We start from the raw sequence: 375 nt of genomic DNA on the forward strand, positions 1-375 counted from the left end.
ATCGGGACGCGGGCGGACATGTCGGTGAGGAAGTTGTCGAGTGCGGCGCGGGGGATGACGACGCCCTTGGGGCGGCCGGTGGAGCCGGAGGTGTAGATCGCGTAGGCGGGCGTCCGGCCGTCGTGGACCACCTCGAGAGGCTCGGACGACTGAGTGGCGAGCTGCGCGGACACCGCCGGGTCGTCCAGCAACAGAGTCGGTGTCCCGGGCAGGTCCTCCGCCGTTGCGCGGGTGGTGAGGAGGAGGGACGGCCGCGCGTCCGTCAGGACGTAGCCGAGGCGCTCGGCCGGGTGCTGGGGGTCGAGCGGGACGTAGCCGGCTCCGGACTTCTGGACGGCGAGCAGGGCGACGAGCAGTTCCGCGGTGCGCGGGAGG

General features: G+C 73.1%; 1 protein-coding gene. It reads right to left on the reverse strand.

Annotation, left to right across the window (positions count from 1 at the left end):
• A partial coding sequence (locus tag PUR71_RS00760) for an AMP-binding protein (RefSeq protein WP_329924318.1) occupies positions 1 to 375 on the reverse strand: 375 nt, incomplete at both ends.

This window comes from Streptomyces sp. SP17BM10 (assembly GCF_036322405.1).
Lineage (GTDB): Bacteria > Actinomycetota > Actinomycetes > Streptomycetales > Streptomycetaceae > Kitasatospora.